Here is a 25010-nt window from a genome sequence, read left to right on the forward strand (position 1 = left end):
CCCCGCCAACGGGCAGGGTGATCACGCATGGCCTTCTTCCCTTCTCCCCGCGAAGGCGGGAGAAGGGAAAACGGGGGGAAAGTCATATGCGATCACCTCGCCCTCGGAGGGGGAAGGCAAGACCAAAGCAAAGCGGCCGTAGGCGATTGCCCCACCCGGGGGAAGGCAGATACGGTCGCCGCCGCAAGGGAGGAGCGGATGGCCTATATCGCCGGGGTCGGCACCACGCGCTTCGGCCAGCATCCCGGCAGCACGACGCCGGGTCTGATGGCCGACGCCGCGCGCCTGGCTATGGACGATGCCGGGATCGAACGCCGCGACATCGACGGCGTGCTGTGCGGCTATGCCACCACCATGCCGCACATTATGCTGGCCACCGTCTTCGCCGAGCATTTCGGGCTGAGGCCGGCCTACGCCCATGCCATGCAGGCCGGCGGCGCCACCGGCGTGGCGATGGCCATGCTGGCCTCGATCCTGGTCGATTCGGGACGCTGCAAGGCGGTGCTCATCGTCGGCGCCGAGAACCGCGCCACCGGCCAGACGCGCGACCAGTCGATCCAGACCCTGGCGCAGGCCGGCCACCCCGATTACGAGGTGCCCTATGGTGCCACCATCCCGGCCTATTACGGCCTGCTGGCGGCGCGCTACATGCATCAGTTCGGGCTGACGCAGGCGGATCTCGCGTCACTGGCCGTGGTCATGCGCCGCCACGCCGCGCGCCATCCGCAGGCGCATCTGCGCGAGCCCTTCACCTTCGAGCAGGCGATGACGTCAAAGCCGATCGCCCTGCCGCTGCGCCTGCTCGATTGCTGCCCGATCTCCGATGGCGGCGTGGCGATGGTGATCACACGCGATCCCACGAACGCGGCCCGCGTAAGAGTGCGTGGCGCGGGTCAGGCGCACCTGCACCAGCATATCTCGATGGCGCGCGACTGGGCAGACATGGGCGCGAAGCGCGCCGCCGACGCGGCCTTCGCCGAGGCGCACATGCGCCTGAAGGACATCCAGCACCTCGCGGTCTACGATTCCTTCACCATCACGCTCGCCATGCTGCTGGAGGAGATCGGCCTCGTCGGCCGCGGCCAGTCGGGCGAGGCGGCGCGCGCCGGACGCTTCGAGATCGGCGGCGACCTGCCGCTGAACCTGCATGGCGGGCTGCTGTCTTTCGGCCATTGCGGCGTTGGCGGTGGCATGGCGCATCTCGTCGAGGCGCAGCGCCAGCTGAGCGGCCGCGCCGGCGACCGCCAGGCGGGCTCACCCTCGACGGCCTACGTGCATGGCGATGGCGGCGTGATGTCCTCGCATGTGGCAATGATCCTGGAACGGGTGTGAACATGAGCGTCAGTGCCGATCCCCACGCCCGGGCCTTCTGGCAACAGGTGCAGGAGGGCCGCATCGCCTATTCGCGCTGCTGCGCCGATCATTGCGGCGCGCCGCAGTTCCCGCCCAAGGCACGCTGCGATGTCTGCGACGGCGACCGGCTGGAGATGCGCCTGGCCGCCGGCACCGGCACGATCTTCTCGATCACAGTCGTGCACCGCCCGCCCTCGGACGCGCTACGCAAGCACGCGCCATACGGCATCGCGCTGGTCGACCTCGACGAGGGCTTCCGCATGATGGCGCACGCCGATTCCGACCTTGCGATCGGCGCCCGCGTGCGCGTCGGCTTCGTGCTCTTCGGCGATCGCGTCGTGCCGCGCTTCGTCGTCGATCAGAATCCGTAGAGCGTCGCCGGATTGTCGACCAGCACGCGCTTGCGCAGTGCGGCGTCGGGCATCCAGCGGCCGAGGATCTCCAGCGTCTCGCCGGTGCGATGCATCGGCTTGGTGATGTGCGTGTGCGGCCAGTCGGTGCCCCAGACCAGCCGGTCGGGCCGCGCCGCGATCAGGCCCGTGGCGACGTCGTCGGTGTCGCTCCACTCGTGGTCCTGCAGGCTGTTGCGATAGGCGCCGGAGATCTTCACCCAGGTGCGCCCGTTCTTCAGCAGGTCGAGCATGACCTGATAGGCGGGATTCGCCACGCCATCGGGCGGCTTGATGTAGGCCATATGGTCGATCACGACATCGACCGGCAGCGACGGCAGGCGCGGCGCGACCTCGACCAGCCGCTCCGGCGTGGTCAGCAGCTGCACGTGCCAGCCCATCGGCGCGATGCGGCTTGCCAGTGTCTCCAGCGCCTCGAAGCCGATGCCGCCGCCCGACGTGACGTTGAAGCGCAGGCCGCGCACGCCGGCCTCGTTCAACGCCTGCAGCTCGGTATCCGGCACGCCGGGCGCGCAGACGGCGACGCCGCGCAGCCGCCTGGGATGGTCGTGCAGCACCTCGACCATCAGGCTGTTGTCGGTGCCGTGCACGCTGATCTGCACCAGCACGCCATGCGTCAGGCCCAACCCGTCGAGCATGCGCAGGTACTGCTTCTCGGTGGCCGGCGGCGGCGTGTAGCTGCGCCCGGCGACGAGGTGATGCTCGTACCCGTCGCCGATGACATGCGCGTGGCAGCAGCAGGCGCCGAAAGGCACCGCCCAGGGCGGCGCGCGCATCTCGGGTCGCGGCGGCGCGCAGGCGGGCGCCTGCTCGGTAGCGAGCGGGTGGTTGGGCGCGCCATGGGGCATCGGACGTCTCCCCGGATACGACGGTCAGCGCCGTCTTGCCGGGCAGTCAACCACTTCAGGCGGCGCCCGACAAACGATCAGCTGCGAGCCGTGCGCACGATATACATGCCCAGCATCGCGAGCGTGCCGCCGATCCACAGGATGGCGGAGAACACTGCCGCGCCGCCCAGGAAGGCCAGCGCCAGGCAGACGATGGTGAAGGCGATGTGCATGAGCGCGTAGAAGACGATGCGGCGAAACACGAAGTAGCTGTCCTCGTGCTCGCGCAGCTCGCGGTCGGCAGGAATCGTGGCCATGGTTCGACCTCCTTTGGCCCTGTCGCAGAACGAGGGCCGCGGCGGGGTGGTTCCCCTTGTCGACACCGCGGCCCGGCCCGATATGGCGTGGGACGGGGAGAGCGACCCGCAGGGATCAACGCCATGGCCCATTCCGCGCCCGCGGTGTCGACTGCGCTCCAGCATCTTCAGTTCCCCAACGAGAGCCCGGCCTATCGCCGCGCGCGCAACGCGTTGCTCGCCGAGGAAATGGCCCTGCGCCGGCAGGTCGAACGCGTCGCCGCGCAGCGCCGCGCCCTGCCGCCCGGCGGCAGGGTTCCCGAGGACTACGTGTTCGAGGGCATCGATGCGGCGGGCCGACCCGAGGACTTGAAGCTCTCGCGGCTCTTCGGCCCGCACGACGCGCTGCTGGTCTACAGCTTCATGTTCGGGCCGGAGCGCGATGCGCCGTGTGCGGGCTGCACGCACTTCCTCGATGCCCTCGATGGCGCCGCCCGCCACGTCACCCAGCGGGCGAGCTTCGTCGTGGTCGCCAAGTCGCCGCTGGCACGCCTGCTCGAATGGGCGCGCCAGCGCGGCTGGCAGCATCTGAGGCTGCTGTCGACCAGTGGCAATACCTACGGCCGCGACTACTTCGGCGATTCCACGGCCTTGTCCGAGGCGATGCGCGAGCAACAGGAGTTCAAGCCCGGCGAGGAATGGGACATGCCGATCCTCAACGTCTTCAGGCGCGAGAACGGCGTGATCCGGCACTTCTGGGGCTCGGAACTGCTCTACGTGCCGCCGGAGCCCGGGCAGGAGTACCGGCACAACGACCTGCTCGACCCACTGTGGAACATGCTCGACCTGACGCCGGAGGGCCGCGGCGATTTCGACCCGAAGCTGCGCTACTGACGCTCACATCTGCGCGCGCCTGCGTTGACGGCGGGCCGCTTCGCGCCCACCTTTGTCCCGGCGGATCCGAGGGAGATCACTCATGTTTCTGTCGATGCTGTCGAAGAAGGCCAGGATGCCGGCGCCCGACCAGGCGCTGCGCGGCCGCGCGGGCTATGTCTTCGAGATTCCGGACATTCACTTCGTCAACGGCAACCGCATCCGGCCGCCCTTCCCCGCCGGGCTTGAATCGGCGCAATTCGGCATGGGCTGCTTCTGGGGGGCGGAGCGCAAGTTCTGGCAGGCGCCCGGCATCTACAGCACCGCCGTGGGCTACGCCGCCGGCTACACGCCGCATCCCACCTACGAGGAAGTCTGCTCCGGCCAGACCGGGCACAACGAAGTGGTGAAGGTGTGGTGGGATCCGAAGAAGACCAGCTTCGAGGCGATGCTCAAGGTGTTCTGGGAGAACCACGACCCGACCCAGGGCATGCGCCAGGGCAACGACGTCGGCACCCAATACCGCTCCGGCATCTATGTCGAGAGCGCCGCGCAGCGCGAAGCGGCCGAGGCATCGAAGAGCCTGTTCCAGGCTGCGTTGGGCCAGCGCGGCTTCGGTGCGATCACGACTGAGATCCTCGACGCGCCCGAATTTTACTACGCCGAGGACTATCACCAGCAATACCTGGCGAAAGTGCCCAACGGCTATTGCGGCCTGGGCGGCACCGGCGTGTCCTGCCCGATCGGCACGGGGGTCACCGCGAGCGCATAAGGCAGGAACACTCCCTTCCCCGGAGGGGGACGACAGTGTCGCGCTCTACAGCGTCACCAGCTGGCTACCCGCCGGCGTTGCTTCCAGCAGGGTGACGATGCCGGCGATCTCGTGCGGCACGTCCTGGCGCAGGCTGTCGCGATCGATGGTCTGCGCCCGCAGGCCCATCTCGCAGACGATGATGCGCACACCCATCTCGACGCAGGCCGAGAGCAGTGTCTCGAAGTCGCCGACGCCGCGCGCCTTGTAGGCGTCGTCGCGCGTAATGCCGGCGTCGAGCGCGTCGGCGAAGCCGGCGCGGCCGTCCGACGATGCGCCAGGGTCGGCCGGCAGGCGACGCCACAGCGGCTCGCCCGACTTCGAATGCGTCAGCGCCAGGATTGCCTTCTGGGTGAAGAACAGCGTGGTCGGCCGGCCCACGGCGCGCGCCGCGGCGGCCATCGCCAAGGCATAGTGGACGCGTTCGTAGTCGCCCGAGAGCGCGACGATCGACAGCGCGGGTTGAACGTCAGCCACAATAGACCTCGTCGTAGCTGGCCCGCGCGAGCGGGGCGTCGAGCGAGGTGATCCGCGGATGCGCGCCGCATAGCGGGCAGTCCTCGCGCTTCTGGATCTCCAGGCGTTCGACCGAGGCGCCCAGCGCGTCGTAGAGCAGCAGGGTGCCGGACAGCGACTGGCCGACGCCGAGGATCTCCTTCACCACCTCGGTCGCCTGCCAGGCACCGATCGTGCCGGCCATCGCGCCCAGCACACCGGCGGCGGCGCAGCTCGGCACCGAGTCGGGCGGCGGCGGCTCGGAGAACAGGCAGCGATAGCAGGGATGCGGCGCGCCGAGATGCGCCTTCCAGGTCGAGAGCTGCGCCTCGAAGCGCAGGATCGCCGCCGCCACCAGGGTGCGGCGCGCGAGGAAGCAGGCATCGGTCAGCAGGTAGCGGGTGGCGAAATTGTCCGAGCCGTCGGCGACGATGTCGTAGCCGCCGACCAGCGCCATCGCGTTGTCGGCGGTCAGCCGCTCGGCGATGGTGATGACCTCGCACTCGGGATTGATCTCGGCCAGCGCCCGGCGGGCACTGTCGACCTTGCGCACGCCCAGATCGGCGGTGCGGTGGATCACCTGGCGCTGCAGGTTCGACAGGCTGACCGTGTCGTGATCGATCACGCCCAGCGTGCCGATGCCGGCGGCGCCCAGGTATTGCAGCAAGGGTGCGCCCAGCCCGCCGGCGCCGACCACCAGCACCCGGGCCTGGCGCAGCTTCGCCTGCCCGATGCCGCCGATCTCCGGCAGGATGATGTGGCGCGCGTAGCGCTGGAGCTGGGCTTCGCTGAAGTCCATGCCGGCGCTTATAGCACGCCACACCCCGTCCGCAGGCTCAGCGCTTGACCGTGAAGAACGGCACCTCGTTCATGATCTGGTTGTTCTGTTGCACCAGCGCGCCGAGCTCGGCGCTCTTCTTCATGTAGGTCTGCCAGTCCGGGTCGGCCTGCATCGCGGCGCGCTTCCTGGCGCGGTCGGCCGCATCGTCGTAAGCCCAGATATGGACGAAGCTGTTGACCAGGCCGGTCTCGGTGACGGCGTAGAACACCGGCTGGCCCAGGTGCCTGGTCTGCGGCGTCTTGCCGAACTCCTCGTAGAGCTTGAGATGGGCGGCGATGGTGCCCGGGCGGCAGACATAGGTGCGCATGTCGAAGATCACGGCGTTTCCTCCTGGAGGCGTTGGACGAAGCGGAGCCTAGTACCCATCGAACAGCGCGGTCGAGAGGTAGCGTTCGGCAAAGGAGGGCACGATCACGACGATGCGCTTGCCCTCGTTCTCCTTCTTGGCGCCGAGCTCGAGCGAGGCGGCGATGGCGGCACCGGAGGAAATGCCGACCGGCAGGCCCTCGACGGCGGCGACCTCGCGCGCGGTGGCGAAGGCGTTGGCGTTGGCGATGCGGATCACGCCGTCGATCACGCCCTTGTTGAGGATGTCGGGGATGAAGCCGGCGCCGATGCCCTGGATGGGGTGCGGACCGGGCGGACCGCCGGAGATCACCGCGCTGTCCTCGGGCTCCACCGCATAGACCTTGAGGTTGGGCAGGCGCGGCTTGAGCACCTCGCCGACGCCGGTGATCGTGCCGCCGGTGCCGACCCCTGACACGAAGATGTCGAGCTTGCCGCCGGTGTCCCGCCAGATCTCCTCCGCCGTGGTGCGGCGATGGATCTCCGGATTCGACGGGTTCTGGAACTGCTGCGGCATGAAGCTGCCCGGGATCGTCTTCAGCAGCTCCTCGGCGCGCGCGATGGCGCCCTTCATGCCCTTCTCGCGTGGCGTGAGGTCGAGCTCGGCGCCCAGGAACTTCAGCATCTTGCGCCGCTCGACCGACATCGATTCCGGCATGGTCAGGATCAAGCGGTAGCCCCGGGCCGCGGCGACGAAGGCCAGGCCGATGCCGGTGTTGCCGGAGGTCGGCTCGACCAGGGTCGACTTGCCCGGGGTGATGCGGCCGGCCTTCTCGGCGGCGTCGATCATCGACAGCCCGATACGGTCCTTCACCGATCCCAGCGGATTGAAGAACTCCAGCTTGCCGATCACGTCGGCCTTGACCCCGCGCTTGGCCGCCAGCTTCGACAGGCGCACCAGGGGCGTCGCGCCGATGGTGTCGACGATGCTGTCGTAGATCCTGCCGCGGAACTCCGGCGTGCCAGCCATCGCGCTCTCCCCTCCAGTCTCTTGGCGCCGACCCTAGCACAAACGAAAACGGCGGCCCGCAGGCCGCCGTCCGATTTTCCGAGGTGTCGCAAGAATCAGGGCTGCGGCGCGTCGGCCGGATCGCGGCGCTGCGCGCGCTCGGCATCGCGCTGGTCGCGCTCGGCGCGCAGCTTCTCGGTCATGTCCTCGCCGGTCGCCTGGTCGACGACCTTCATGCTCAGCTTGACCTTGCCCCGGTCGTCGACGCCCAGCACCTTGACCTTGACCTGGTCGCCTTCCTTGACCACGTCGCCGACCTTGGCGACGCGGCGCGGCGCCAGCTCGGAGATGTGCACGAGGCCATCGCGGGCGCCCAGGAAGTTCACGAAGGCGCCGAACTCGACCACCTTCACGACCTTGCCGTTGTAGATCACGCCGACCTCGGGCTCGGCGACGATGCCCTTGATCCAGTCGAGAGCGGCCTGCGCCGACTTGTTGTCGACGGCGGCGACCTTCACCGTGCCATCGTCCTCGATGTCGATCTTGGCGCCGGTCTGCTCGGTGATCTCGCGGATCACCTTGCCGCCTGTGCCGATGACTTCACGGATCTTGTCCTTGGGGATGTTGATCACGGTGATGCGCGGCGCGTTCTGGCTCACCGACTCGCGCGCGCCGCCCAGGCCCTTGGCCATCTCGCCCAGGATGTGCATGCGCCCATCCTTCGCCTGCGCCAGCGCCACCTTCATGATCTCCTCGGTGATCGAGGTGATCTTCAGGTCCATCTGCAGCGAGGTGACGCCCTTCTCCGAACCGGCGACCTTGAAGTCCATGTCGCCGAGGTGATCCTCGTCGCCGAGGATGTCGGACAACACGGCGTAGCGCTCGCCTTCCTTGATCAGGCCCATGGCGATGCCCGCCACCGGCCGCGCCAGCGGCACGCCGGCGTCCATCAGCGACAACGCGCCGCCGCAGACCGAGGCCATCGACGACGAACCGTTGCTCTCGGTGATCTCCGACACGACGCGGATCGTGTAGGGGAACTTCTCCTTCGAGGGCAGCACCGGGCGCAGCGCGCGCCACGCCAGCTTGCCGTGGCCGATCTCGCGCCGGCCCGGCGAGCCCATGCGCTTCACTTCACCCGTCGAGTACGGCGGGAAATTGTAGTGCAGCATGAAGTTCTCGCGGTACTCGCCCTCGAGCGCGTCGATGATCTGCTCGTCCTGGCCGGTGCCCAGGGTGGCGACGACCAGCGCCTGGGTCTCGCCGCGGGTGAACAGGGCGGAGCCGTGGGCGCGCGGCAGCACGCCGACCTCGGCCACGATCGGCCGCACTGTCTTGGTGTCGCGGCCGTCGATGCGCTTGCCGGTGTCGAGGATGGCCTTGCGCACGACATCGGCCTCGAGGTCGTGGAACTGCTCCTTCAGCGCGGCGAGCGCGGCGGCATCGTCGCCGAGCAGCGCCTTGGCGGCCGTGCGCGCGGCGTTGATCTTCTCCTGGCGGGCCTGCTTGGCGACCTCGCCGTAGGCGGCGATCAGCGGGGCGCGCATCTCGGCGTCGAGCTTGGCCTTGACCGCGACGGCGGCGGCCGACGGCTCGCCCAGCGGCCACGGCTCCTTTGCGCAGTGCTCGGCCAGCTGGATGATCGCCTGGATCACCGCCTGCATCGACTGGTGGCCGGCCATCACGGCGCCCAGCATCACGTCCTCGGGCAGCTCCTTGGCCTCGGACTCGACCATCAGCACGCCTTCCTGCGTGCCGGCGACGACGAGGTCGAGGTCGCTCTTCTCGAGCTGCTCCAGGGTCGGGTTGATGACGTACTGGCCGTCGATATAGCCGACGCGCGCGCCGCCGATCGGACCCAGGAACGGGATGCCGCTGATGGTCAGCGCGGCCGAGGTGGCGACCATGGCGACGATGTCGGGATCGTTCTCCATGTCGTGCGCCAGCGTGGTGATGACGACCAGCGTCTCGTTGCGATAGCTCTCGTGGAACAGCGGACGGATCGGCCGGTCGATCAGGCGCGAGGTCAGCGTCTCCTTCTCGCTCGGCCGGCCTTCGCGCTTGAAGAAGCCGCCCGGGATCTTGCCGGCGGCGAAGGCCTTCTCCTGGTAGTTGACGGTGAGCGGGAAGAAGTCGAGGCCCGGCTTGGGCTGCTTCTCGCCGACCACGGCGGCCAGCACGGTCGTGCCGCCATAGGTACACATGACCGCACCGTCGGCCTGGCGGGCGACCTTGCCCGTCTCGAACACCAGCTTGCGGCCGGCCCACTCGATCTCTTTGCGAAATACATCGAACATGACAGTCCATTCCTTTCCCGATCGACGCCACGCCCCGTGACGCGCGCCGCCCGCCGATCGCCCTATGCGATGACGGGACCGCCGGAACCGTTCGCTCTCGCCCCTGGTCCGACGGTTGTCCTGCGAAGTCGCGGCGCCGGTCGCGTTACCGCACGGGTAACCGGTGCCTCGACGCGAAACGGCCCCGCCACAATGACGGGGCCGGTACTCCTGCTAGCGACGCAGGCCCAGACGCTCGATCAGAGCGTCGTAGCGCTTGCTGTCGCGATCCTTGAGGTAGTCGAGCAGCCGACGGCGCTGGCTGACCATCTTCAAGAGGCCGCGACGCGAATGGTGATCCTTCACGTGGCCCTTGAAGTGCTCGGTGAGGTTGTTGATGCGCTCGCTGAGCAGCGCCACCTGGACCTCCGGCGAGCCGGTGTCGTTTTCCTTGATGGCGTAGGACTTGAGGATTTCAGCTTTGCGCTCGGCCGTGACCGACATCGGGAACTCCCGCATTCAGAGGTTGAGGACGCGTACCGGCCGCAGCAGATCGCCGTCGATACGGGCGATCGCCACCAACCGCGCCCCGGCCATCGCCCGCACGATGCGCGCAGGCTCGGCCGATCCCTCGGCGGGCGACATCGTCCCGATCGGCGGCGCCCCGGCGCCGGCGATCTCGGTCATCGGCACGGCCACCCCTGCGGAGAGGCGCTGAGCCTGCCGGTCCGTCAAGGCCAGCGCCGGGATGTCGTCCAGCGCGGTCACGACGGGCCACAAATGCCCGAGAAGCGCGGGCTTATGCCCGAAAGACCCCTCCTTGGGAAGCGAATTCGCAGCCGCCTCCAGGGTCGCCATCGAAATTGCGTCCTCGATGCGGAATGGACCGCAGACAGTGCGGCTCAGGGCCGCCACATGACCCACCGTGCCCACGGTGCGGGCGATGTCGCGGGCCAACGAGCGGACATAGGTGCCCTTGCCGCACTCGACCTCCAGCTCGGCCAGGTCGGCGGATGGCCGGGCCAGCACGACCAGCCGGTCCACCCTGACCCGGCGCGGCGCCAGCTCGACGGCCTCGCCGCCGCGCGCCAGATCGTAGGCCCGCGCACCGTCGATCTTCAGCGCGGAAAAGGCCGGTGGCCGCTGCTCGATCTCGCCGGTGAACGCCTCGAGCGAGCGTGCGAGATCGCGGTCGGATGGTCGCACCGCCGATTCGCCGACGATTGCCCCCTCCCGATCATCGGTCGCTGTGGCCTGCCCGAAGGCGATGGTGAAGCGGTAGACCTTGCGGCCGTCCATCACCCACGGGACGGTCTTGGTTGCCTCACCCAGGGCGATCGGCAGCACGCCGCTGGCCAACGGATCGAGCGTGCCGCCATGGCCGGCCTTGGCGGCACTGAACAGCCAGCGCACCCGGCCAACGGCGGATGTCGAGCCGAGCCCGAGCGGCTTGTCGAGATTCAGCCAGCCGTCGACTTTCTCCCGCCGTCTTTGCGTCACGCTCCTGCCCCATTCACCGCGCCGGGCGGCCCGATCCCGACACAAAGCACTCGAACCGTGTCCTCGATGCCACACCGCGCCCGCAAGGTCATCGCGGAGCCGCCACCAATCCGGTTACGCGGCGTTGCCTGCGCATCGCCATCCGAGCCGGGAGTTCCCGATGCACCGCGTTCACCGTTCCCTCCTCGCCGCCTCGACCGCGCTCGCCCTTGGCGCCGCGAGCGTCGCCGAAGCGCAGGTCCCCGAACAGACCGGCTTCTACGCCGGCGCCACCGGTCTGTGGAGGTGGAACTGGGGCGATCGCGCCGGCCCGGGCGCCGGCCTGAACGCGCGCCCGCGCAGCGGCCCGGGCTTCAGCGGCATCGTCGGCTTCAAGACTGACTCGCCCTGGGACTACGCCCTGGGCGGCGGCGCCCAGTGGCACCGCAATTCGTCGTCGACCGTGGGCGGCGCCCGTCTCGACACCTCGTCGCGCTATCAGTACCTCGACCTCGAGGCCGGCTACAGCATGAACATGGGAAGCGACACCGCCGTGCGCGTGTTCGGCGGCGTCCGCGGCCTGCACTTCAACCAGGATGCCGTCGCCGTGGCGATCGGCACCCAGGCGCATCGCAATGTCTGGGCGATCGGTCCGCGCATCGGCATCGGCGCGCAGACATTCTTCACCGAGAACATCGGCGTGGTCGGCAGCATCGACGGCTCCCTGCTCGCCGGCAGCTTCAGCGAGGTCGGCACGCCCAATGGCAGCGGCTACTGGCGCCTGGTGCCGGTGGTCGGCGGCGAGCTCGGCGTGCAGTACCGCTTCTCCGATACGCCCTCGCTGGCGATCACCGGCGGCGCGCGCATCGACGCGTTGTTCAACACTGCCTTCAACGGCAGCATGGCGCGCGGCACCGCGGTCTCGGCCGGCCCATTCATCCGCCTGACCTACAACCTGTCCGGACCGCGCGGCGCGGCGCCGCCGCCGGCACCGCCGCCTGCCGCGGCGCCCGCCAGCGGCCGCAGCTACATGGTGTTCTTCGACTTCGACCGCGCCGTCGTCACCGACACCGCGGCGACCACCATCCGCCAGGCGGCGAACGACGCCAAGGCGGGCCGCGCCACGCGACTCAACGTAACCGGCCACGCCGACCGCTCGGGCGGCGACGACTACAACATGGCGCTGTCGCTGCGCCGCGCCAACGCGGTCAAGGACGTGCTGGTGCGCGAGGGCATTCCGGCCAACCAGATCGCCGTCGTCGGCCGCGGCGAGAGCCAGCCGCTGGTGCAGACCGCCGACGGCGTGCGCGAGCCGCAGAACCGGCGCGTCGAGATCGTCTTCTGATCCGGCCATCGATCGGCAGACGCGGGGCGGCTTCGGCCGCCCCTCTTCTTTGGGGCGGAGGCGTCGCTGGCGCTGCACACCGCCGCGCCCTATGGTGGCTAGCCGTGGGCCAAGTCCTCCGGCGACCTCGACTTCCTCCTCCAGATGGGTGGGCGATGGGGTGATCCGGCTCTTCGCGCCGCTGGCGCTCGGCACCGTGGCCTGGCTGCTCCTCGTCCTGGTGGCGCCGGCGCTCCGCGCACAGGAGGGCTGGCAAGGCGAAGGCCATGCCCAGTACCACGAGTGGTACCGCCAGCTGATGCACCCCGTTACGGGGCTGAGCTGCTGCGACGGGCGCGATTGCCGGCCCACCCGCGCCTATCGCGACCACCACGGCTGGTGGCGCGCCATGCTCAACGGGCGCTGGAAGAGAGTACCGCCGGAAGCCGTGCTGAACATCGTCGCGCCCGACGGCAACAGCCACATCTGCGCCGACGAGACGGAGCAAATCCACTGCTTTGTCGGTGGCTTGCCGAAGAGCTGAGCCGTCGTCAGGCGGCACCGCGCACGCCGAACAGCGCGCTGCCGACCCGCACATGGGTGGCGCCGAAGCGCACCGCGGTCTCATAATCGGCGCTCATGCCCATGCTGATCCGATCAAGCCCGTTGCGCCGGGCGATCTTGGCCAGCAGGGCGAAATGCAGCGCCGGCTCCTCGTCGGCCGGCGGGATGCACATCACGCCGACCACCGGCAGCTTGTGCTCCTCGACGCAGGCGCGGATGAAGGCGTCTGCTTCCGCGGGCGCGACGCCGGCCTTCTGCTCTTCCTCGCCGGTGTTGACCTGCACGAAGCAGGCCGGCCGCCTTCCCTGCTTCGCCATCTCGCGCGCCAGCTCGGCCGCCAGCTTCGGCCGGTCGACGCTTTCGATCACATCGAACAGCGCCACCGCGTCGCGCGCCTTGTTGGTCTGCAGCGGGCCGATGAGATGCACCTCAAGATCGGGGTAGCGCTTCTTGAGGTCAGGAAACTTCGCCTGCGCCTCCTGCACGCGGTTCTCGCCGAACACGCGATGGCCGGCGCGCAGCAGCTCCTCGACGCGCTCCGCGCCATGCGTCTTGGACACCGCGACCAGGGTCACGGCGGTGGGATCGCGCGACGCGGCGCGCGCGGCGGCGGCGATGCGCGCCCGGACCTCGGCAAGCGCGGCGCTCATGTCGGGCTCTCGCCGCTCATCGCGCGCATCGCCTCGATACGCTCCAGCCCGATGCGCGCATCGGCATTGTCGGGATGGCCGGTCTGCGCCGCGACGTAGAGCTCACGCGCCTGCTCGATGTTGCCCAGGGCGAGCTGGCAGTTGCCAAAGTGACCCAGCAGGCGCGGATCGCCGGGCTGCAGCTTCAGCGCCTTGCGGTGCAGCGGCTCTGCTTCCTGGGGGCGGCCCAGCGCCACCAGGGAGCGGCCGAGATTGGTCAGCACCAGCGGCTCGTCCGGCATCAGCTTGAAGGCCTTGCGCAGGGTCGCGTGCGCCTCACCCGCCCGGTCTGTCATCAGATAGGCGAGGCCGAGATTGTTGAGGGCGCGCGCATCTTCGGGATGGCGCTGCAGGAAGGGCTCGAGCGCCGTCACGGCGCGCTGCGGCTCGCCCAGCTCGAGCGCCAGCGTACTCATGTCGTAGAGCGTATCGGTGTCGTCGGGCGCCGTCTGCAGCGCCAGCACCAGATAATCCAGCGCGCCGGCCGAATCGCCCTGCTCGCCGCGCGCGCGGGCGACGTTGCGCGTCGCTTCGGCGAAGCCGGCATCGATCTCCAGCGCGCGGCGGAAGGCCGCCTCGGCCTCGGCGGCCTGTCCGGCGCGCAGCAGCACGTGTCCCATGCCGTTGTGCAGCTTGGCGTTGGCCGGTGCCAGCTGCAGCGCACCTTCGAAGCCGGCGACCGCCTCGTCGGAGCGGCCGACCATGTCCAGCGCGAGCGCGCGATCGCCCAGCACCGCGGGCCGCATCGGATCGTTGCTGGGCAGATCGGTCAGCGCCGCGTCGAACACCGCGAGCGCATCGTCGTTGCGGCCCAGCCGGTAGAGCAGATAGCCCAGCGCCGAGCGCGCCATCACGCGCGCCTGGCGCAGCACCTCGGGGGCGATGCGCCCGGCGGTCTCCGGCCGGTCGCAGATCTGGATCAGATCGGCATACTCGCGCTCGGCTGCCGCCAGCCGGTTATTGTCGCTGAGCGCCGCCGCGACGCGCAGCCGCGCATCGATGTTGTCGGGATGCAGGCGCAGCGCCTGGCGCCATTCGCGGATGGCATCGTCGAGCCGGCCCAGGCCCTGCAGCGCGATGCCGTAGTTGTAGCGCAGCATCGGTTCCTTCGGATCGCGGCCGATGGCACGTTTCCATAGAAGCTCGGCCTCACGCGCATCGTTGCGCTGCATGGCCGAAACGGCGAGGAAGTGCAGCATGTCGGGCCTGTCCCCAATGCTTGCATAGGCCATGCGCAGCAGCGCCTCGGCCTCGCTGGCGCGGCCCAGCTGCAGGAGATCGATGCCCTGGCGCAGCGCGGCTTCGGCGCTTGGATCGCGGGCAGGCACTGGCGGCGCGGCCATTCGCGGACTCGCTGATGGTGGAGCGGATACGCGCGGGTTCTAGCCCAGCGGGCTCCACCGGGCAACGCGGGCTGGCGCGTCGTTTCAACTGAGCGAGCGATCGAGCCAGTACTGAACCTGCTCCTTGAAGTCGCGTTCGCACTCCGCGCCGTCCCACTTGCTGACGACGCGGTTGATGTTGCGGCCGCTGCTGATGCGGCGCAGATGCGTGCCGGTGCGATGCACCCCGTAGGTGGCGGTATCGGCGCGGCCCGCCGCGAGGATGATGCCGTTGGCCTGCGCCGGGATGACGACGGCGAACAGCCGGCTGAATCCGTCGCGCGTGTCGCCGATCTGCCGGCGCCTGACCTGGTCCGTGGCAAAGCCGAGCAAGGTCGCATTGGTCATCGGGCCGGTTTCCTGCGTCCGGTTCGTGTGCTCGACCCATGCTTCGAATTTCTGCCTCTGTGCCGGCGTGACCTGGGCGAGCGCTGGCGCCAGCCCCATCAACGCCATCACGCCGGCGAGCATCAGCGGACGGCAGACGACGATCATCGTTGCCATGGTTTCCCCCAGCCGAATCGACAATCCGAGTCTAGCAACAGCGCGCCGATACGGACACCGCGCCCTTGCGATGCCTGCCTTGACCCGTGTGATATCTTCACCGGATGCCGGACGACGATCTCTTTCATCGCGCCATGAAGGACGCGCGGCCTCTGCGGGGCCGACGAGCGGTCCCGCCGTCGCCGGGCAAGCCGGCACCGAAGCCCGCGGCTGCCGTTTCGCGTGTCAAGGCACCGGCGCCATCGGCGGCGGCCTTGCCGGACCTCGACCCGCGCTCGGCCACAGGCCTGGATCGCGCCACCGAGGAGAGCCTGCGGCGCGGCAAGCTGGCGCCCGATGCATCGATCGATCTGCACGGTCATACCTTGGCCGAGGCCGAGCGCGCGCTGGCGCGCTTCCTCGAGCGCGCCCAGGCGAGCGGTGCCCGCGTGGTGCTGGTGGTGACCGGCAAGGCGGCGCGCCAGGACGACGGCAACCGACCGGTCGGCGGTCGCATCCATGCTGAGTTTCCGCACTGGCTGAACCGGTCGGAGAATCGCGGCCGGGTGATCGGCGTGCGCCCCGCCAGCCCGCGTCACGGCGGCGGCGGGGCGTTCTATGTGCTGCTCAGGAAGCCGCGTTAGCGCAGCTGGCTGCTGTCATCCCGAGCGTAGCGAGGATACAGGGGTGGCCTGGATCCCTCGCTACGCTCGGGATGACAGACAGATGCCTCAGCCGGCGGCGCGCTGCTTCTCGGCCGCCAGGATGCGCTTCTTGCGCTCGACGCCCCAGCGATAGCCGGTGAGCGCGCCGCTCGATCCCACGGCGCGATGGCAGGGTACGACCAGCGCCACCGGGTTGGTGGCGCAGGCGCGGCCCACGGCACGGGCCGCACCGGGCTCGCCGATACGCCGGGCGATCTCGCCATAGGTCGCGGTCTGCCCCACGGGAATCTCGGTCAGCGCCTTCCAAACCCGCCACTGGAACGCGGTGCCGACGATGTCGAGCGGCACGTCGGGCGCGTCGATTGCGGTCGGCTTGCGGCCCTCCAGACGGGCCATCACGGCCTTGACCTTCGGCGCCAATGCGCCGCTGTCGGGCACGATCTCGGCCGCCGGGAAGTCCTCGCGCAGGTCGGCGAGCAGCGCCCGCTCGTCGTCGCCCAGGCGCACCGCGGCGATACCCTTGGCGGTGGCGGCGACCAGCACGCGGCCATAGTCGCTGTCGACCGTGGTCCAGGCGATGCGCGCCCCGGCGCCGCCCTTGCGGTAGGTCGCGGGCGTCATGCCCAGCACCTGGTCAGACTTTTCGTAGACCCGACTGGAGGAGCCATAGCCGGCGCCGTACAGCGCCGAGGTCACATTGTCGCCGGCCTTCAGCGCAGCCTTGAAGCGGCTGGTCTTGCGCGCCGCCAGCCAGTCGCGTGGCGCCACGCCCAGCTCGCGCTGGAAGCGGCGGGTCAAGGTCGAGCCGGTCAGCCCGACTTGGCGCGCGATGCGCTCCAGCGAGGGCCGAACCTCGGCCTCGGCGTCGAGCAGCCGGCACGCCTGGGCGACGGCGCGGCTCAGCCCCGCCTCCTGTTGCCAGTCGCGCGGCCGGCAGCGCTTGCAGGCGCGGAAGCCCGCCGCCTCGGCGGCCTCGCAGCTCGGGTGGAAGTCGACGTTCTTGCGCAGCGGCGGACGCGCGGCGCAGGACGGCAGGCAGTACACGCCGGTCGACCTCACCGAGAAGTAGAAGCGGCCGTTGAAGGCGCGATCGCGCGCCTGCACGGCGCGCCACGCCGTCTCGACGTCGGGCGTGGTGGCCCTGGTGGCGGGGAACGCCAGCACCGAAGCGGTCGGCTGGCGCGGGGTGGCGATGGCCTGGGCCATTGGGGCGGTGTTGCTCATGCTCCAGAGTTAGGACACCGCCGCCAGCGCGGCTATCCGCGCCTTGCGGCGATATCGATCACTGCCGGCGCGGCATGGTGGGCATCTGCATGCGCTGGGCGTCGGGCGGCACCACGAACAGCGCCGCGTCCTGGGTGCGCCGCTCCAGCCGCACGACCTCCCACATGGCCTCGTTGGTCTGCGCGTCGACCGCCTTCAGCGGGATGCCGTCGGGCGTGACGCAGGCCTTGGATTTCTTGCCCTTGTGCTCGGCCTGCCACCAGTCGCAGGACTCGCCCAGGATGCGGTCGGTGCCGATCCGCGTGCCCTTCATGTCCCACATGTCCATCGGGCCGGAATTGGCGGCGGACGCCTGGTTGAGGTCGATCTCCATGGCCATCTTCATGCCCGGCGACGGCTCCATCACCATGGTCGCGGTCTTGCCGCCGCGCTCCATCAGCATGTAGCCCTTCATGCCCATGTTATCGACATCGACGCGCATCTTGCCGCTCTTGTGACGCATGAGCGTGGTCATGCCCTGGGCCGGACCGGCCGACGCGGCGACGATCTTGCCCTCGAGCATGAAATCGACGGTGGGAAACGGCAGCGGAACCTGCGCCGAGGCGGCCGACGCGGCGAGCGCGACGGCGGCGGCTGAGGCGAGGCGGACAAAGAGGCGCATGGATGGCTCCGGAGAGGTGGAGGCGTTGAACTCAACCTTCGTTCGGTCGCGGCATGTTGCCCATACGATGGCTCATCTGACGACCGCCGAAAATGTGGACGTGAAAGTGGAAGACGATTTGGCCGCCATTGGGGCCGTGATTGGCAACAATGCGGTAGCCCAGCGGATCCAGGCCCAGCGCCCCGGCCGTGGCCCCGACGGCACGCCAGAACCCGATCACCAGCTCGTCGGGCGCCGAGGCCGCGAAGTCGGCGTTCGACACATACTCGCCCTTGGGAATCACCAGGACATGCACCGGCGCCAGCGGATTGATGTCGTGGAAGGCAAGCGCGAACTCGTCCTCGTAGACTTTCCTGCAGGGCAATTCGCCGCGCAGGATGCGGGCAAACACGTTGTTGCGGTCATAAGTCATCAGCGGCCTCCGGCGTTGCCGCCGGGGCGGGCGCGTCAACCGCCGCACGCCCGGCGGAACGGCTGCGCCGGCGGCACGATACCGATCCCGCGGGTGTTGTCGATGACGATGGGACGAGGAGATGATCAGCCGACGGTCGGCGCCGACGCTCCCACCGAGCGCATCGGTGGGCAGGAGCCGACGCCGACACGCCGGGCCGGCCTACACAGTCGGCCGTCACCGCTGGACACCGCGTTGGCGGAACATGGGCGACAGCGATGCTGTTCGCCCATGCTTCTGCCTGCAGACTTGTTCTTGGCGGCTTCTTGACCTCATCCGGCCGATCGGGGGGCATCGGCCGGAAAATCGACCAGCGGAGGGAGGAGGGCAACCGCCGGACGCGCGACACCGCGATTGCGCCTGACCCTAGCAGCGCACGGACGTCAGAGCAAGTGAAGAACGTGGTCTAGTGCTTTGGAATCGCCACTAACCTTTTGCCTGAGTCCGGGCCAGATGGGCCGCCAGGCCGATGAAGAACAGGCCGGTCAGCGCATCCATTGCACGGCGCACCAGGGGCTGGCGGCGCAGCGCCGAGGTGGCGCGTCCGCTGATCGACGCCACCGCCATCAGGTAGAGCGTACCCGGCACGTTGAAGATCAGCCCCAGCACGACAAACTGCGCCACGACATGGCCACGCGAGGGATCGACGAATTGCGGCAGGAAGGCGATGAAGAACACCGCCGCCTTGGGATTGAGGGCGTTGGTCAGCGCGCCGCGCAGGAACAGCGAGCGGGCGGTGCTGCGTCCGCGCGGTATCGACGGCGGGGGTTCGCCGACATGGCCTCGCCATGCCGCCCGCAGTGCCTGCAGGCCGATCCAGACCAGGTAGATCGCGCCGGCGATCTTGATGGCGTCGAAGGCCCAGGGCGTCGCGGCGATCAGCGCCGAGATGCCGACGGCGGCCAGCAGGATATGGAACAGGCAGCCTACGAACACGCCCATCGACGCCAGCACGCCCGCCCGCGCGCCGTCGGCGGCGCTGGTGGCGGCGACCAGGAACGTGTCGGGGCCGGGCGTCAGGATCAGCAGCGCGGCGGCGCCGGTATAGAGCCACAGCAGATGCGGATCGAACATCGCCGCCTCAATTGACCACCGACATGAAGGCGCTGGGCGCCGGGTCGACCACCTTCAGGCGATCGTCCTCGATCTCGAGGATCGCCAGCGAGCGCTCGACGCGCCCGTCGGTGCGGAAGCGATAGCGGCCGTCAAGACCGTTGAAGCCGCCGCCGTCGGTGATGGCGCCGGCCGTGAAGTCGCCACCCGCCCTCAGCCGCGCTAACCGCGCCGCCAGCATCACCGCGTCGTAGGCCAGCGTGGCGATGCGCGGCGGCGCCCTGCCGTGCACGCTCTCGAACTTGCGCTCGAAGGCGGCGCGGCGCGCCGGATCGGGCCCGGCGAACCAGGCGCCGACCAGCGCCTTCTCGCCGCCGATATTGGCCACGTCCCACACGCCGGTGCCGAGCAGCCGCACCCTGCGCGATGCGATATCGGCTTCGGCGAGCGAAGACGCCACGGCGTTCACGCGGGGGGCGCCGATCGGAATGAACAAGGCGGTGCCTGAGCCATCGGCGCCGATCGTCGCCACGACACGCTTCACCGGCGCCGCCGGATCGCCGCTCGCCGGCACCGTCTCGCTGGCGCCGACATTGATGTTGGCGCGCTGGGCGGCGTCGCGCAGCGCCTGCATCGCCTGGCCGCCATAGCCCGAGGCCGGCGCCAGCGCGACGATGCGCCTCACGCCCCTGCGCTGGGCGTAGTCGACGACGCGACGCACCTGGGGCTCGACCGCCAGCCCCATGACGTAGAGCCCCGGCTGCGCCGTGCCCTCGTCGTTGGAGAAGCTGATCATCTCCAGATTGGCCTGCCTGGCGACCGGTCCGGCGACCGCCGCCGACACGCTGAACAGCGGGCCGAGGATCAGGTTGGAGCCCTCGCGGATGGCGCGCTCGGTGGCGGCGACCGCGCCGTTGGGCGTGTCGCCGGTGTCGATCGGCACCAGGGCGATGTCCCTGCCGGCGCCATCGAACAGCGCCAGCTCGGCGGCGTCCTGCAGGGCATGGCCAATCTCGCGCGCGCGGCCGCTGAGCGGCAGCAGCAGGGCGATCTTGGGCTTGCCGCTGGGCGTCACGGCCGGGGACATCGGCGACGGCGGAACCGGCCCCGGCGGCGGCGCGATCGGGCGGGACGAGGCCGCCGGATTCGGCTTGGTCTCGCAGCCGGCCAGGGCGATCATCGCCATGGCCGCGCAGGCCAGCATCGTGGCCACCCGTCGGCGCGGCGCCGTCCCGACCGAATGCGACATGAAAGGCCTCCTGGATGCAGCCGACGACGGTATCCGACGCTACTGATGCGGCCGCGGGAAGTAAACCGCGGCCCGGTCTGTACGTCGTCGGCACGCCGATCGGCAATGCCCGCGACATCACGCTGCGCGCGCTCGATACCCTGCGCGGCGCCGACCTGGTCGCCTGCGAGGACACGCGCGTCTCGCGCCCATTCCTGCGCAGCTTGGCGATCGCCGCCCCGCTGATCGCCTGCCACGACCACAACGAGGCCGAGGCGGCGCGCGCCATCATTGCGGCGCTGGAAGACGGCAAGGTCGTGGCACTGATCTCCGATGCCGGCATGCCGCTGGTCTCCGATCCCGGCCACCGCGTGGTGCGCGCCGCCATCGACGCCGGCCATCCCGTCACCGTCGTGCCCGGCCCGTCCGCGCCGTTGGCCGCGCTGGCCTTGTCCGGCCTGCCCAGTGACCGATTTCTGTTCGCCGGCTTCCTGCCGGCCAGGGCGACGGAACGTCGCCGGGCGATCGCCGCCCTGGCGGCGGTCGATGCGACCCTGCTGCTGTTCGAGGCGCCGCATCGCCTCGTCGAATCGCTGGAGGATCTCGCCGCCCTGCTCGGGGTTCGCCCCGCCGCCGTCGCGCGCGAGCTCACCAAGCGCTTCGAGGAGACGCGTCGCGCGCCGCTCGACGCGCTGGCGGCGCACTACCGCGCCGAGGGTCCGCCGCGCGGCGAGATCGTCATCGTCGTCGGCCCACCCGACGCCAACGCGCGTGCCGTCAGCGCCGACGACGTCGACGCCGCGTTACGTGCGGCGATGGCCGGCGCCGGCGTCAAGGAAGCGGCGGCCGAGGTCGCTGCGCGCTTCGGCAGGCCACGCCGCGAGGTCTATGCGCGGGCCCTCGAGCTGAAGCGAACGGCGGGCGAGCGATGAACTGTCTTCCCTGTCATCGCGAGCGTAACGAGGGATCCGGGACCACCCTGGATCCCTCGCTACGCTCGGGATGACAGGTTCGGTGAATGACAGCGCCATCCGAATCCCGCCGTGTCGCGGCCGATCGCTTCGGCCGCTGGGCCGAGATGCGCTGCGTCTGGCGCCTGCGTCTTGCGGGCTATCGAATCCTGGCGCGGCGCTTCCGCTGCCCCGCGGGCGAGATCGACATCGTCGCGCGGCGCGGTGGCGTCGTCGCCTTCGTCGAGGTCAAGGCGCGCGCCACGCACGACCAGGCGGCCTTCGCCTTGACAGAATCGCAGCTTCGGCGCATCGCTCGCGCGGCCGAGGCATTCGCCGCGCGCCACCCCGCGCTGATCGGCTGCGCCTGGCGCTTCGACGCCATGCTGGTCGCGCCGCGCGGCTGGCCCCGGCACATGACCGATGTCTGGCGGCCGACGAACGGATGAGGCCATGAGCGAAGCCCGCACGCAGACGCTCGATCGCTTGCGCGCGCTGTGCGCCCGGGATTCTCCCCTGGACATCGCCGAGGCCGCCCTGCTGCTGTCGGTGGCGCGCCAGCCCGGTCTCGATCCCGATCCCTATCGCCAGCATCTCGCGGCGATGGTCGCCGAGGTCGCCGATCTCGTGCGCCGCCGTCGCCCGGCGATGGAGGCGATGCGCCAGATCCTCGCCGTCGGCTACGGCTACCGCGGCGATCGCGAGACCTACGACGATCTGCAGAACGCCGACCTGGCGCGCGTCATCGACCGGCGCAAGGGGCTGCCGGTGGCGCTGAGCGTGATCTGGATGCATGTCGCGCGCGCCCAGGGCTGGCGCGCCACCGGCCTGTCCTTCCCCGGCCATTTCCTGCTGCGCATCGATGGCGGCGGCGGCGCCGAGATCGTCGATCCATTCGACCAGGGCGCCTCGCGCACGCCGCCGCAGCTGCGCAGCCTGCTGAAGGCCACGGCCGGACGCGATGCCGAGCTGACGCCCGATCACGTCGCCGATGTCGACGACCGAGACGTGCTGCTGCGGCTGGAGAACAACAGCAAGGGCCGCCTGCTGCGCGCCGCCGACATCGCCGGCGCGCTGGCGGTGATGGAGCGCATGACCGCGATCGCGCCCGATCGCGCCGAGCTCTGGTACGAGATGGGCGCCATCGCCGAGCGGGCCGAGAGCGTCGGTGCGGCGATCCGCGCCTACGACCGTTTCCTCGCGCTCACCGACAAGCCGCACGCCGATCCCGAGCGCGCCGCCCTGCGCGAGCGGGCGCGCCGACAGGCCAGCGATCACTTGCGGGAACTGCGCCGGCGCCTTAACTGAAAGCCCTTCTCCCTGCCTGCGCGGGGACAAGGACGATGAGGGGGAAGCGCAATGGCTCTGCGTGTCGCGTTCCAGATGGACCACGTGTCGAGCGTCGACATCGACGGCGATTCGACTTTCGTGCTGGCGCTGGAAGCGCAGAAACGCGGCCACGCCGTCTATCACTACACGCCGGCCGACCTGTTCTTCCTCGACGGCAAGGTCAAGGCGCGTGCGCAGGCCATGTCGGTGCGCCGCGAGAAGGGCAATCACCACACGCTGGGACCACACGAGATCGTCGATCTCGCGACCTTCGACGTCGTCTGGCTGCGCCAGGATCCGCCCTTCGACATGGCCTATATCACCACCACGCATCTGCTGGAGCGCATCCATCCCGCGACCCTGGTGGTCAACGATCCGCGCGAGGTGCGCAACGCACCGGAGAAGCTCTTCGTCACGACGTTCGAAGGCGTTATGCCGCCGACGCTGATCTCCAGCGACATGGCGCAGATCCGCGGCTTCCGCGACGTGCACAAGGACATCATCATCAAGCCGCTCTACGGCAACGGCGGCGCCGGCGTGTTCCGCGTCCGGCCGGACGACGAGAACCTCGCCTCGCTGCTCGAGATGTTCACAAGGATGTCGCGCGAGCCGATCATCGCGCAGCGCTACGTGCCGGAAGTGCGCAAGGGCGACAAGCGCATCATCCTGATCGACGGCGAGGCGGTGGGCGTGATCAACCGCGTGCCGGCCGAAGGCGAGGCGCGATCCAACATGCATGTCGGCGGCACCGCCACCAAGTCGACCATGTCGGCGCGCGACCGACAGATCTGCGAGACAATCGGCCCCGCCCTGCGCGAGCGCGGCATGGTGTTCGTCGGCATCGACGTGATCGGCGACTTCCTGACCGAGATCAACGTCACCTCGCCGACCGGCCTGCAGCAGATCAACCGCTTCGACGGGGTCTGCCTGGAGGCGAGGATCTGGGACGCGGTCGAGGCAAGGCGGCGCGGCGGCTGAGGCCACGGGCGCCTTGATCTCGCCGCGATCCGGGGCAAACTGACACCGCCGAGGCGCCCTACAAGACGCCCGGGGGGGGTGTGGGCATGAGAAGGAAGAATGGGACCGCCCGGCGGGGCCTGTTGGGCGCGGTGATCGGTGGGCTGGGACTGATCGCGACCGCACGAGCCCAAGGCCTGTTCGACAAGCAGATCATCCACAATGTCGCGCGCGGCGAGGTCGAGGCGGTGCGGCGCGACCTGCTCAAGGGCGAGAACCCCAACCAGGCGGACGAGCGGCGCACGCCGCTGCTGGTCACCGCGGTGTCCAGGGGCCATCTCGCGATCGTCGACTTGCTGCTGAAGGCCGGCGCCGTGGTCGACATCGTCGACGCCGATCAGCGTACCGCCTTGATGTGGGCGGCCGAGCGTGACGACATCGACGCCGCCCAGCTGCTGCTGGCCCGCAAACCGCGCGTCAACCTGCAGGACCGCCAGGGCGTCACGGCGCTGATCGCCGCCGCGCGGCGCGGCTCGGCCGAGATCGTGCGTGCGTTGCTGGCGCACAAGGCGGATCCGAACATCGCCGATTTCACAGGCCGCACGGCCCTGGCGTACGCGGTGCGCAACAACCGCCACGCCATCGCCTCGCTGCTGCGCGCCGCCGGTGGCAGGGAGTGACGCTACCCGGCAGCAGCGCCGGCCGAGAAGCTCAGCAGCACGGTGGCCGGCTCGCGCGATTCGTTTCGCAGGTAGTGGTGCGCGCCGGCCGGGATCAGCGCCACATCGCCCGGCCACAGCTCAACCGGCCTGCCGTCGATGACACAGGTGATCTCGCCTGAAAGCAATATTGCCGTCTCGGTCGCCTGGGCATGCCGCTCGCGCGGCGACTCGGCGCCCGGCCGCACCAGGATGCGCGCTACGCTGTGGCGCACGCCGGGATGCACGCGCTCGCCTATCAGCCATTCAATCGAGCCCCAACCCTCGTCGACCGGCTCGACGACGAGAGGACCATAAGGGGTCTTTATCACGGTCATCGACATGCCCTCGGACTGTGACCCCACTCTCCCGCGCCAGGCGTCGGGGGCAACACCGC

At 69.7% G+C, this 25010-nt stretch carries 30 protein-coding genes; 12 read left to right on the top strand and 18 right to left on the bottom strand.

Features of this window, described 5'->3' with window-relative positions:
- The first annotated feature begins 198 nt into the window (after positions 1-198).
- Both KF889_08795 and KF889_08800 read left to right on the top strand, forming a co-directional pair.
- Positions 199-1332, top strand: a complete 1134-nt coding sequence (locus KF889_08795; protein MBX3499528.1) for a thiolase family protein — start codon at positions 199-201, stop codon at positions 1330-1332.
- 2 nt (positions 1333-1334) lie between these two features.
- Positions 1335-1724 carry an OB-fold domain-containing protein gene (locus tag KF889_08800; protein ID MBX3499529.1) on the top strand — a complete coding sequence of 130 codons (390 nt, stop codon included), beginning with the start codon at positions 1335-1337 and terminating at the stop codon, positions 1722-1724.
- Here KF889_08800 and KF889_08805 read toward each other — a convergent pair.
- Together KF889_08805 and KF889_08810 are read right to left on the bottom strand one after the other, a co-directional pair.
- Entirely contained in the window at positions 1712-2611 is a 900-nt protein-coding gene (locus tag KF889_08805) for an amidohydrolase family protein (GenBank protein MBX3499530.1), read from the bottom strand. The two genes, KF889_08800 and KF889_08805, sit on opposite strands and share 13 nt — an antisense overlap.
- A 77-nt stretch (positions 2612-2688) precedes the next feature.
- Entirely contained in the window at positions 2689-2907 is a 219-nt protein-coding gene (locus KF889_08810) for a hypothetical protein (GenBank protein ID MBX3499531.1), read from the bottom strand.
- 123 nt (positions 2908-3030) lie between these two features.
- Between KF889_08810 and KF889_08815 the strand changes: the two genes are divergently transcribed.
- Together KF889_08815 and msrA are read left to right on the top strand one after the other, a co-directional pair.
- A complete protein-coding gene (locus KF889_08815; GenBank protein ID MBX3499532.1) occupies positions 3031-3780 on the top strand; it encodes a DUF899 family protein in 750 nt (249 codons plus the stop codon).
- Positions 3781-3862: 82 nt separating this feature from the next.
- Positions 3863-4531: a peptide-methionine (S)-S-oxide reductase MsrA gene (gene msrA, locus KF889_08820; GenBank protein ID MBX3499533.1), complete on the top strand. Its 669-nt coding sequence runs from the start codon at positions 3863-3865 to the stop codon at positions 4529-4531.
- 45 nt (positions 4532-4576) lie between these two features.
- Here msrA and KF889_08825 read toward each other — a convergent pair whose 3' ends face one another.
- The 7 genes from KF889_08825 to truB form a co-directional block, all read right to left on the bottom strand.
- The gene (locus KF889_08825) at positions 4577-5050 is read right to left on the bottom strand and encodes a DsrE/DsrF/DrsH-like family protein (protein ID MBX3499534.1); all 474 of its coding nucleotides are present in this window, start codon (positions 5048-5050) and stop codon (positions 4577-4579) included.
- On the bottom strand, positions 5040-5864 hold the full coding sequence (gene moeB / locus KF889_08830) for a molybdopterin-synthase adenylyltransferase MoeB (protein MBX3499535.1): 825 nt from the start codon (positions 5862-5864) through the stop codon (positions 5040-5042). The genes KF889_08825 and moeB overlap by 11 nt, the downstream gene beginning before the upstream one ends.
- Positions 5865-5901: 37 nt before the next feature.
- On the bottom strand, positions 5902-6225 hold the full coding sequence (locus tag KF889_08835) for an NIPSNAP family protein (protein MBX3499536.1): 324 nt from the start codon (positions 6223-6225) through the stop codon (positions 5902-5904).
- Between the two features lie 36 nt (positions 6226-6261).
- A complete protein-coding gene (gene cysK / locus KF889_08840) occupies positions 6262-7221 on the bottom strand; it encodes a cysteine synthase A (GenBank protein ID MBX3499537.1) in 960 nt (319 codons plus the stop codon).
- Positions 7222-7316: 95 nt separating this feature from the next.
- Positions 7317-9497 (bottom strand): polyribonucleotide nucleotidyltransferase, encoded by a 2181-nt coding sequence (gene pnp, locus KF889_08845; GenBank protein ID MBX3499538.1) that lies wholly within the window; start codon positions 9495-9497, stop codon positions 7317-7319.
- A gap of 213 nt (positions 9498-9710) precedes the next feature.
- Positions 9711-9980 carry a 30S ribosomal protein S15 gene (gene rpsO / locus KF889_08850; protein ID MBX3499539.1) on the bottom strand — a complete coding sequence of 90 codons (270 nt, stop codon included), beginning with the start codon at positions 9978-9980 and terminating at the stop codon, positions 9711-9713.
- Between the two features lie 15 nt (positions 9981-9995).
- Positions 9996-10976 (bottom strand): tRNA pseudouridine(55) synthase TruB, encoded by a 981-nt coding sequence (truB, locus tag KF889_08855; protein ID MBX3499540.1) that lies wholly within the window; start codon positions 10974-10976, stop codon positions 9996-9998.
- A 160-nt stretch (positions 10977-11136) separates the two neighbouring features.
- Here truB and KF889_08860 point away from each other — a divergent pair, with 160 nt between their 5' ends.
- On the top strand, positions 11137-12300 hold the full coding sequence (locus KF889_08860; GenBank protein ID MBX3499541.1) for an OmpA family protein: 1164 nt from the start codon (positions 11137-11139) through the stop codon (positions 12298-12300).
- Between the two features lie 160 nt (positions 12301-12460).
- A complete protein-coding gene (locus tag KF889_08865) occupies positions 12461-12823 on the top strand; it encodes a hypothetical protein (GenBank protein ID MBX3499542.1) in 363 nt (120 codons plus the stop codon).
- 7 nt (positions 12824-12830) lie between these two features.
- Here the strand turns inward: KF889_08865 and KF889_08870 are convergent, their stop codons facing one another.
- From KF889_08870 to KF889_08880, 3 genes are all read right to left on the bottom strand, one after another.
- Entirely contained in the window at positions 12831-13493 is a 663-nt protein-coding gene (locus tag KF889_08870) for a YggS family pyridoxal phosphate-dependent enzyme (GenBank protein ID MBX3499543.1), read from the bottom strand.
- Entirely contained in the window at positions 13490-14875 is a 1386-nt protein-coding gene (locus KF889_08875) for a tetratricopeptide repeat protein (GenBank protein ID MBX3499544.1), read from the bottom strand. Before KF889_08875 ends, KF889_08870 begins: the two co-directional genes overlap by 4 nt.
- 84 nt (positions 14876-14959) lie before the next feature.
- On the bottom strand, positions 14960-15418 hold the full coding sequence (locus tag KF889_08880; protein ID MBX3499545.1) for a hypothetical protein: 459 nt from the start codon (positions 15416-15418) through the stop codon (positions 14960-14962).
- Between the two features lie 254 nt (positions 15419-15672).
- Here KF889_08880 and KF889_08885 point away from each other — a divergent pair, with 254 nt between their 5' ends.
- Complete coding sequence (locus KF889_08885; protein MBX3499546.1) at positions 15673-16041, top strand: Smr/MutS family protein; 369 nt, start codon at positions 15673-15675, stop codon at positions 16039-16041.
- Positions 16042-16128: 87 nt separating this feature from the next.
- Here KF889_08885 and ada read toward each other — a convergent pair whose 3' ends face one another.
- The 5 genes from ada to KF889_08910 all read right to left on the bottom strand — a co-directional run bounded on the left by ada (position 16129) and on the right by KF889_08910 (position 20700).
- Positions 16129-17268, bottom strand: coding sequence for a bifunctional DNA-binding transcriptional regulator/O6-methylguanine-DNA methyltransferase Ada (gene ada / locus KF889_08890; GenBank protein MBX3499547.1), 1140 nt, complete (start codon positions 17266-17268; stop codon positions 16129-16131).
- A 76-nt stretch (positions 17269-17344) separates the two neighbouring features.
- Complete coding sequence (locus tag KF889_08895) at positions 17345-17947, bottom strand: DUF4412 domain-containing protein (protein ID MBX3499548.1); 603 nt, start codon at positions 17945-17947, stop codon at positions 17345-17347.
- A gap of 31 nt (positions 17948-17978) precedes the next feature.
- Entirely contained in the window at positions 17979-18359 is a 381-nt protein-coding gene (locus KF889_08900) for an HIT domain-containing protein (GenBank protein ID MBX3499549.1), read from the bottom strand.
- Between the two features lie 465 nt (positions 18360-18824).
- A complete protein-coding gene (locus KF889_08905) occupies positions 18825-19472 on the bottom strand; it encodes a LysE family translocator (GenBank protein ID MBX3499550.1) in 648 nt (215 codons plus the stop codon).
- A 7-nt stretch (positions 19473-19479) separates the two neighbouring features.
- On the bottom strand, positions 19480-20700 hold the full coding sequence (locus KF889_08910) for a penicillin-binding protein activator (GenBank protein MBX3499551.1): 1221 nt from the start codon (positions 20698-20700) through the stop codon (positions 19480-19482).
- A 14-nt stretch (positions 20701-20714) separates the two neighbouring features.
- On the opposite strand from KF889_08910, the gene rsmI reads away from it, so the two are divergent.
- From rsmI to KF889_08935, 5 genes are all read left to right on the top strand, one after another.
- Positions 20715-21611 (top strand): 16S rRNA (cytidine(1402)-2'-O)-methyltransferase, encoded by an 897-nt coding sequence (rsmI, locus tag KF889_08915; protein MBX3499552.1) that lies wholly within the window; start codon positions 20715-20717, stop codon positions 21609-21611.
- An 86-nt stretch (positions 21612-21697) separates the two neighbouring features.
- Positions 21698-22078, top strand: coding sequence for a YraN family protein (locus KF889_08920; protein MBX3499553.1), 381 nt, complete (start codon positions 21698-21700; stop codon positions 22076-22078).
- A 4-nt stretch (positions 22079-22082) separates the two neighbouring features.
- Positions 22083-22937 (top strand): transglutaminase family protein, encoded by an 855-nt coding sequence (locus tag KF889_08925; GenBank protein ID MBX3499554.1) that lies wholly within the window; start codon positions 22083-22085, stop codon positions 22935-22937.
- A gap of 51 nt (positions 22938-22988) precedes the next feature.
- Positions 22989-23936, top strand: coding sequence for a glutathione synthase (gene gshB / locus KF889_08930; GenBank protein MBX3499555.1), 948 nt, complete (start codon positions 22989-22991; stop codon positions 23934-23936).
- An 86-nt stretch (positions 23937-24022) separates the two neighbouring features.
- Positions 24023-24595: an ankyrin repeat domain-containing protein gene (locus KF889_08935; protein ID MBX3499556.1), complete on the top strand. Its 573-nt coding sequence runs from the start codon at positions 24023-24025 to the stop codon at positions 24593-24595.
- A gap of 2 nt (positions 24596-24597) precedes the next feature.
- On the opposite strand, the gene KF889_08940 is transcribed toward KF889_08935, so the two are convergent.
- Entirely contained in the window at positions 24598-24951 is a 354-nt protein-coding gene (locus KF889_08940; protein ID MBX3499557.1) for a cupin domain-containing protein, read from the bottom strand.
- Between the last annotated feature and the right edge of the window lie 59 nt (positions 24952-25010).

This window comes from Alphaproteobacteria bacterium, assembly GCA_019635875.1.
Lineage (GTDB): Bacteria > Pseudomonadota > Alphaproteobacteria > Reyranellales > Reyranellaceae > JAFAZJ01.

What these genes read in the sequence shown, in the direction of transcription:
- moeB (MBX3499535.1), bottom strand. Translation starts at nt 5,864, where the DNA reads ATGGACTTCAGCGAAGCCCAGCTCCAGCGCTACGCGCGCCACATCATC.
- KF889_08815 (MBX3499532.1), top strand. Translation starts at nt 3,031, where the DNA reads ATGGCCCATTCCGCGCCCGCGGTGTCGACTGCGCTCCAGCATCTTCAG.
- KF889_08900 (MBX3499549.1), bottom strand. Translation starts at nt 18,359, where the DNA reads ATGACTTATGACCGCAACAACGTGTTTGCCCGCATCCTGCGCGGCGAA.
- KF889_08940 (MBX3499557.1), bottom strand. Translation starts at nt 24,951, where the DNA reads ATGACCGTGATAAAGACCCCTTATGGTCCTCTCGTCGTCGAGCCGGTC.
- KF889_08870 (MBX3499543.1), bottom strand. Translation starts at nt 13,493, where the DNA reads ATGAGCGCCGCGCTTGCCGAGGTCCGGGCGCGCATCGCCGCCGCCGCG.
- KF889_08935 (MBX3499556.1), top strand. Translation starts at nt 24,023, where the DNA reads ATGAGAAGGAAGAATGGGACCGCCCGGCGGGGCCTGTTGGGCGCGGTG.
- KF889_08905 (MBX3499550.1), bottom strand. Translation starts at nt 19,472, where the DNA reads ATGTTCGATCCGCATCTGCTGTGGCTCTATACCGGCGCCGCCGCGCTG.
- KF889_08860 (MBX3499541.1), top strand. Translation starts at nt 11,137, where the DNA reads ATGCACCGCGTTCACCGTTCCCTCCTCGCCGCCTCGACCGCGCTCGCC.
- KF889_08920 (MBX3499553.1), top strand. Translation starts at nt 21,698, where the DNA reads ATGACAGCGCCATCCGAATCCCGCCGTGTCGCGGCCGATCGCTTCGGC.
- pnp (MBX3499538.1), bottom strand. Translation starts at nt 9,497, where the DNA reads ATGTTCGATGTATTTCGCAAAGAGATCGAGTGGGCCGGCCGCAAGCTG.
- KF889_08805 (MBX3499530.1), bottom strand. Translation starts at nt 2,611, where the DNA reads ATGCCCCATGGCGCGCCCAACCACCCGCTCGCTACCGAGCAGGCGCCC.
- ada (MBX3499547.1), bottom strand. Translation starts at nt 17,268, where the DNA reads ATGGCCCAGGCCATCGCCACCCCGCGCCAGCCGACCGCTTCGGTGCTG.
- KF889_08810 (MBX3499531.1), bottom strand. Translation starts at nt 2,907, where the DNA reads ATGGCCACGATTCCTGCCGACCGCGAGCTGCGCGAGCACGAGGACAGC.
- gshB (MBX3499555.1), top strand. Translation starts at nt 22,989, where the DNA reads ATGGCTCTGCGTGTCGCGTTCCAGATGGACCACGTGTCGAGCGTCGAC.
- KF889_08795 (MBX3499528.1), top strand. Translation starts at nt 199, where the DNA reads ATGGCCTATATCGCCGGGGTCGGCACCACGCGCTTCGGCCAGCATCCC.
- KF889_08895 (MBX3499548.1), bottom strand. Translation starts at nt 17,947, where the DNA reads ATGCGCCTCTTTGTCCGCCTCGCCTCAGCCGCCGCCGTCGCGCTCGCC.
- rpsO (MBX3499539.1), bottom strand. Translation starts at nt 9,980, where the DNA reads ATGTCGGTCACGGCCGAGCGCAAAGCTGAAATCCTCAAGTCCTACGCC.
- KF889_08800 (MBX3499529.1), top strand. Translation starts at nt 1,335, where the DNA reads ATGAGCGTCAGTGCCGATCCCCACGCCCGGGCCTTCTGGCAACAGGTG.
- KF889_08910 (MBX3499551.1), bottom strand. Translation starts at nt 20,700, where the DNA reads ATGTCGCATTCGGTCGGGACGGCGCCGCGCCGACGGGTGGCCACGATG.
- KF889_08925 (MBX3499554.1), top strand. Translation starts at nt 22,083, where the DNA reads ATGAGCGAAGCCCGCACGCAGACGCTCGATCGCTTGCGCGCGCTGTGC.
- msrA (MBX3499533.1), top strand. Translation starts at nt 3,863, where the DNA reads ATGTTTCTGTCGATGCTGTCGAAGAAGGCCAGGATGCCGGCGCCCGAC.
- rsmI (MBX3499552.1), top strand. Translation starts at nt 20,715, where the DNA reads ATGCAGCCGACGACGGTATCCGACGCTACTGATGCGGCCGCGGGAAGT.
- KF889_08875 (MBX3499544.1), bottom strand. Translation starts at nt 14,875, where the DNA reads ATGGCCGCGCCGCCAGTGCCTGCCCGCGATCCAAGCGCCGAAGCCGCG.
- KF889_08880 (MBX3499545.1), bottom strand. Translation starts at nt 15,418, where the DNA reads ATGGCAACGATGATCGTCGTCTGCCGTCCGCTGATGCTCGCCGGCGTG.
- cysK (MBX3499537.1), bottom strand. Translation starts at nt 7,221, where the DNA reads ATGGCTGGCACGCCGGAGTTCCGCGGCAGGATCTACGACAGCATCGTC.